This is a genomic window from Phycisphaerae bacterium, from assembly GCA_012729815.1.
Lineage (GTDB): Bacteria > Planctomycetota > Phycisphaerae > JAAYCJ01 > JAAYCJ01 > JAAYCJ01.
In genome coordinates this window covers 1-5,484 of the sequence record JAAYCJ010000315.1, presented here as the reverse complement: position 1 = coordinate 5,484, position 5,484 = coordinate 1, and the positions used below count along the sequence as shown (strand labels likewise).

The window sequence follows — 5,484 nt, the reverse complement described above, 5'->3', positions numbered from 1 at the left end:
CTGGTGTTGTACGTGCTGGTGCTGATCGGGCTGTTGCGGGTCAGTCTGCGGGTGTACCGGCGGCTCTCGCCGACCGGGCGCGGCTGGATGACCCGCGATTTCGTCGTGCTCTACTGGATCATGTTCGCCAATTACCTGATCGACGCGATGTTCCGCGAGACTTCGGTCGACCCGTTCAATAACTCGCTGTTCTTTGTGCTCAGCGGGATGGTGCTGGGGATGGACTTCCTGCTGGCCGGACCGGCGGCAACGTGGTCGGCGGCGCGGACCGATCGGGCGGACGCGGAGTTTGCGGCGGACGCGTCGTTGCGGTAGAATGGCAGCGATGAACGGCAACGCGAAAAGGCTGGAAGGCATGGGCGATTCGCAGCGGCTCGAACTCCTCCTGCGGGCCCGTCACGCGTGCATTTCCATCGTCAGCTACGAGGAGGCCTACGCCCTGGACGTGGTGCGCGACGCGGCCCAGCGGCTGCGGCGGCCGATGTGGTATTGGAGCGTGATCCACGGGGTTCGCGACGCGTTCCGCGACGACGGGCTGCCGATCAAGGACACCGAGCATCCGGCCGCGGCGCTGTACCACTTCGCGATGCGCGAGAATCGGTCGGTGTGCGTGATGCTCGATCTGGTCGAGCACCTCAAGGACGCCCGGACCCAGAGGATTCTGCGCGAGGTGATTGGGCGGTATCGCGAGACGGGCGGGCATCTTATTCTGGTGGATCATCACGAGGACCTGCCGTCGGTGCTGAACGTGGAGGCGACGCGGTTCGAGCTGTCGCTGCCGGGGCGGGAGGAGCTGGAGCAGATCGTGGTCAACACGCTTCGCCGGTTTCACCGCGAGAATCCGATCGAGGTGGACATGACGCGGGCGGACCTGCGGACGATCGTGCGGAACCTCAGCGGCCTGAGCCGGCGACAGGCTGAGCAGATCATTATCGACGTGGTGGCGGAGGAGCGGCGGTTCAACGCGGACGACATCAACAAGGTGCTGGCGGGTAAGCGGCAGATGCTGCATCGCGGCGGGCTGCTGCAGTACGTCGAGACGCCGATCGATTTGAGCGAGATCGGCGGGCTGGTGCGGCTTAAGGCGTGGCTTCGCCAGCGGCAGAACGCGTTGTCGGACGAGGCGGCGGCGTTCGGCCTGGAGGCCCCGCGGGGCGTGCTGATGTTGGGCGTGCAGGGGGCGGGCAAGAGTCTCTGCGCCAAGGCGATCGCGACGGCGTGGCAGCGTCCGCTGCTGCGGATGGACGTAGGCGCGTTGTATGACCGTTACATCGGCGAGTCGGAGCGGCGGCTTCGCGACGCCCTCAAGCAGGCGGAGATGATGTCGCCGAACATTTTGTGGATCGACGAGATCGAGAAGGCGTTCGCCTCGGCGGCGGCGCGGAGCACCGACGGCGGACTCTCGCAGCGGATGTTCGGGGTGCTGCTGACGTGGATGCAGGAGCGGACGGTTCCGGTGTTTCTGGTGGCGACGGCCAACGACATCACCGCGCTTCCGCCGGAGCTGCTGCGCAAGGGCCGGTTCGACGAGATCTTCTTCGTCGATCTGCCAAGCCGGGAGACCCGGCGGGAGATTTTCGCCATCCACATCCGCAAGCGCCGGCGCAATCCCGACCAGTTCGACCTGGACAAACTGGCCGACGCCTCCGACGGCTATAGCGGAGCTGAGATCGAAGGGGCGGTGCTGGCCGGTCTGCACGACGCCTACGGCGAGAACACTGAACTGACCACGGACCTGGTCCTCAAGGCCCTGGTGACGTCGCCGCCGCTGTCGGTGACGATGGCTGAGCACGTCGACGCCCTTCGGGAATGGGCCCGCACCCGCTGCGTTCCAGCGGACTGAGGTGAGGAGTGCTGAAGCCCCAATGAGACAGCTTGTCTGCCCGTGGTTTTCGCAGAACCACGGTGTGGCCACGGCGGCGAAGGCGTTTTGGCGGCGGGTTGCATCCGGTTTTCGGCTGTGATATAATACCTTTATCCAGGGGTATTCTTGTGAGGCCGAAGGCCGGGAGTGTGGTGCGATGAAGGCTGCGATTCTGTTTACCGGTTCGGGCCCGATCGTGATCGTCACCAACTGCGAGTCATTGACCGATCCGCAAGTGATCCGGCGATTGACCGCCAAGGGGATCGCGAAGTTCATGGGGTTCGAGCTGGACGTCGAGAAGGTCCGGCGGCGCTACGGGAATCACTTCGACATGGTCTGCGAGGACTTCCACGAGACCGACGACCTGCGGGTGGTGGACTACAACAGCCAGCGGGCGTTCTCGCTGTTCAGCTTCAGCGAGTTCGGCGAGCAGTTCTCGCACGAAATCTCGGAAGAGGAATTGGGTTGGGGCTACGTCGGTTCCTCAGCGATGAGCACGCCCAGTTCCAGCACCGGCGCGGTCAAGCCGGTGCAGTAGTTGCGGGTGCAGTTGGTCGAGTCGGGGGCTGGTCACGTCGCCGGGCGGCGTTATAATGGCGACTTTGGAACGCCGGTTCGGCAGGTGTGATGGCGCATTCGGTCGGCAGCATTTCGGTCATCGTCACGACGTACAATCGTTCGGAGTTTCTGCGCAATTGCCTGGCCTCGATCGAGGCCCAGACGGTGCCGCCGGACGAGGTGGTGGTGGCCGACGACGGGTCGGACGCTGGGCACGTCGAGTCGATCGAGGCCTTCATCCGATCGTCGCCGCTGAACATCATGCATGCTCGAACAGGGCACCGAGGTTCCCGATCCGCCAATCGCAACCAGGGCGTCCGGCATGCCAGCGGGGATTACCTGTTCTTCTTCGACGGCGACCTCGTGCTGTTTCCGGATGTCATCGAGCGGCATCTGGAAGCGGCGGACGAGCGGCGATGGATCGTCGGCAACACCATTCGCCTGGGCCAGGAGCAGACGACGGGCGTTTCGCAAGAGTCTATCGGTTGTACGGCCCTGCCGCAGACACTCGGCCAGGACGTGCTTGATCGCGGGCTGGCGGACATGGCGAAGGCGGCCCGGAAGTTCCGCCGGGCCTCGTGGCTGTCGCGGATCTGTCCGACGGAAGGACGATTCCGGCGGGTGCGATTCGCCAGCGGGCACTGTTCGATGCCGCGCGAGATGTTCGAGAAGGTCAACGGGTTCGACGAGGCGTTCGATCGATGGGGTTGGGAGGATCAGGACCTGGGCCTGCGGCTTCAGTTGGCGGGCTTTCGCGGACGGTGCATCGCTGAGCGGGCGCTGACGCTGCACCTGCACCATCCGCCGGAGAAGGTCATCGATCCGACGGTTGAGGACGTTCACCGGGCGTACTATCGCCGGAAGAGGCACGGAGAGTTTTGGTGTGAACGGGGGCTTCGCGGTTCGTAGGAAAGCCGGCTCCCTCACAGTCGCGGCTTTTGCAGAGCGGAAGCATCGCGCTCAGGCGGTCTCGCGAAGGGCGGCGCCGAGGTCGGTCATGAGGCGGACGAAGTCGGGGAAGGTGACCGCCGCGGCTTCGCTGCCTTCGATCTCGACCGGCTCGTCGGTCACCAGCCCGGCCATCGCCAGGGCCATGACCACGCGATGGTCGCCGTGGCCATCAACCAAGCCGCCGCGAAGCCGGCTGGAATGGACGATCAGCCCGTCGGGCAGTTCCTCGACCTTGGCGCCCAGCTTGGTCAACTCCCGCGTCATCACGGCGATCCGGTCGGTCTCTTTCATCCTTGCCTGCGGGACGTTGGCCAGATGCGTGGGCCCTTCGGCGAAACAGGCGGTCACCGCCATCGCCGGCAGGGCGTCAGGCGTGGCGTTCAGGTCGATCCGCGCGCCATGAAGCTTGGCCTGGCGGACGATGATGGTGTCCTTGTCGATGTCGATCGAGGCTCCCATCTGACGTAAGTAGTCGATCACGGCTTTGTCGCCCTGCGTGTCGCTCATATCGAGTCCGGTCAGGCGGACCTCGTCACCGGCCAGGGCGGCGGCGCACAGGAAGAACGTCGCGGATGAGAAATCGCCGGGCACCGCAATCTCGAATCCGCTGATCCGCTGACCGCCGGGAATGCGGAAGCGTTTGAAATCCTGGTTCTCGTAACGAAGGCCCAGCGTCTCCAGCCACCAGAGGGTCATCTCGACGTACGGCTTTTCATTGAGCAGCGTTACTGTGATCTCGCTGTCGCCCGAGGCCAGCGGACAGCAGGCCAGCAGCGACGAGAGGTACTGACTGGAAACGGCTTGGATCTCGGTCTTGCCGCCGGTCAGCGGGCCGGACACCACGTAGGGCGCCAGGTCGTTGCCGCGGGTGCTGAAGGCCCGGCCGCCCAGGTCGTTGAGGCTCCGCAGCAGCGGTCCGGCGGTCCGGCGGCGAATCTGATCGTCACCGGTGAAGACCGCGGCGCCGCGGTCCAGCAGGCTGGCTGTGCCCAAAGCCATTCGTAAGGTGGTGCCGGAGTTGCCGACGTCGATGACGTTTTCGGGCAGTCTCGGCTGGCCCGCCAGCCCCTCAATTCGCCACACCGGCTCGTCTGCCGATCCGGCGTTCAGGTCGATCTGGGCTCCGAAGGTCCGATAACACGCAGCGGCGGACCGGGCGTCGAGGCTGACCAGTGGCCGGCGGATGATCGTCCGGCCGTCGGCCAGCGAGCCGAACACCACCGCCCGGATCGTATGCGACTTCGACCCGGGAATACCGACCTGTCCGCGCAACCGCGATTTGGAGCAAACGAGTTTGGCCACTGCCGCAATCCACCTGAGCTTCAAGCTGTTAATCAACAAGACTGACTTTATTTGATCATACGATGGCGGCGCACGGACTGTCAAGCGACGGCGTCAGAGAGGCTTTTATCGGGGTGCCGGCCGTTTCGCAGCTTACGGCTCGCGCCAAACCGGTCGAAGAATCAGAAGATACGCAGCCAAGCGCACAGAACCAGGATCAGAGCCTGTGTGCAGGATCACGAACGTGACTTCGATGATCGCGGCCAGGGTGCTCAACACGCAACTGGCCGCGTCGAACAAGTCCCTGGAACGACTCAGTACAGGGCTGCGGATCAACCGCGCCTCGGACGATCCAGCCGGCCTTATCGCCTCGGAAGTGCTGCGGGGCGAGAAGGCGTCGCTCCAGGCGGCCATCGCCAACGGCCAGCGGGCCTCGCAGGTTGTCGCCACCGCCGAAGGCGCCCTCACGGAAATCTCCAACCTCCTGGTCGAACTGCAGGACATGGTGGTTTCGACGGCCAACCGGGCCGGACTGGGCGATGAGGAGGTCGAAGCCAAACAGCTCGAGGTCGACTCGATCCTTTCCAGCATCAACCGGATCGCCGGCGGCGCCGAGTTCGCGGGCGTCAAGCTGCTCGACGGGTCGGCGGACTTTCGGTTCAGCGGCCTGGCCGCTTCGTGCATCCAGGATGCCCGCATCGAGTCGATGCAGTCGACGGGCGGGGCTCCCCGTCCGATCATGGTCGAGGTTCTCCAGACCGGCCAGTACGCGCGGCTGATCTACGCCAAATCAGCCCTTGCCGGCGAAAACGTCACCTTGAGGATCGCGG

5 protein-coding genes and 1 pseudogene are annotated in these 5,484 nt (G+C 64.9%); 5 read left to right on the top strand and 1 reads right to left on the bottom strand.

All coding sequences use genetic code 11. The features are described from left to right. The 4 genes and pseudogenes from GXY33_20620 to GXY33_20605 all read left to right on the top strand — a co-directional run. The coding region (locus tag GXY33_20620; protein ID NLX07551.1) for a hypothetical protein at positions 1–315 on the top strand (315 nt) is incomplete at its 5' end. A gap of 10 nt (positions 316–325) precedes the next feature. Continuing rightward, the gene (locus tag GXY33_20615) at positions 326–1,843 is read left to right on the top strand and encodes an AAA family ATPase (GenBank protein ID NLX07550.1); all 1,518 of its coding nucleotides are present in this window, start codon (positions 326–328) and stop codon (positions 1,841–1,843) included. A gap of 178 nt (positions 1,844–2,021) precedes the next feature. After that, a pseudogene (locus tag GXY33_20610) lies at positions 2,022–2,309 on the top strand (hypothetical protein). Positions 2,310–2,491: 182 nt separating this feature from the next. Continuing rightward, the gene (locus GXY33_20605) at positions 2,492–3,331 is read left to right on the top strand and encodes a glycosyltransferase (protein ID NLX07549.1); all 840 of its coding nucleotides are present in this window, start codon (positions 2,492–2,494) and stop codon (positions 3,329–3,331) included. A gap of 51 nt (positions 3,332–3,382) precedes the next feature. Here the strand turns inward: GXY33_20605 and aroA are convergent, their stop codons facing one another. Continuing rightward, a complete protein-coding gene (gene aroA, locus GXY33_20600) occupies positions 3,383–4,675 on the bottom strand; it encodes a 3-phosphoshikimate 1-carboxyvinyltransferase (GenBank protein NLX07548.1) in 1,293 nt (430 codons plus the stop codon). A 223-nt stretch (positions 4,676–4,898) separates the two neighbouring features. Between aroA and GXY33_20595 the strand changes: the two genes are divergently transcribed. After that, on the top strand, positions 4,899–5,484 hold a 586-nt coding region (locus GXY33_20595), incomplete at its 3' end, for a flagellin (protein NLX07547.1).

Bases quoted from the DNA above. Each gene is read 5' to 3' on its own strand.
- GXY33_20615 (NLX07550.1), top strand. From the start codon at position 326: ATGAACGGCAACGCGAAAAGGCTGGAAGGCATGGGCGATTCGCAGCGG.
- GXY33_20605 (NLX07549.1), top strand. From the start codon at position 2,492: ATGGCGCATTCGGTCGGCAGCATTTCGGTCATCGTCACGACGTACAAT.